Genomic DNA, 210 nt, shown 5'->3' on the forward strand with positions numbered 1-210 from the left:
TAGGGGAATGCACTAATATTAGGAAAAAATGCAAAAAACCTAATATTGAGGACTCGGAGAAGAGGCCGAAGCCTCTTCCTGTTGTCACGCCGCCGATTCAGGCGCGTCGGAGTTTTGCGTGATCTTCCAGTCCTCCGCGAACAGATCTCCCTGCGAGGGCACCCAGGGGACGATATCCCCTTGGGCATTGATGAGCAGGAGGTGGGGAAC

Annotated in this window: 1 protein-coding gene; it reads right to left on the reverse strand. The window is 53.8% G+C overall.

Annotated features, from left to right (window positions below):
* Nucleotides 1–84 precede the first annotated feature (84 nt).
* The gene (locus AAE027_RS39625) at nucleotides 85–198 is read right to left on the reverse strand and encodes a Thoeris anti-defense Tad2 family protein (RefSeq protein ID WP_479714288.1); all 114 of its coding nucleotides are present in this window, start codon (nucleotides 196–198) and stop codon (nucleotides 85–87) included.
* Between the last annotated feature and the right edge of the window lie 12 nt (nucleotides 199–210).

This window comes from Bradyrhizobium sp. DN3 (assembly GCF_041357655.1).
GTDB lineage: Bacteria > Pseudomonadota > Alphaproteobacteria > Rhizobiales > Xanthobacteraceae > Bradyrhizobium.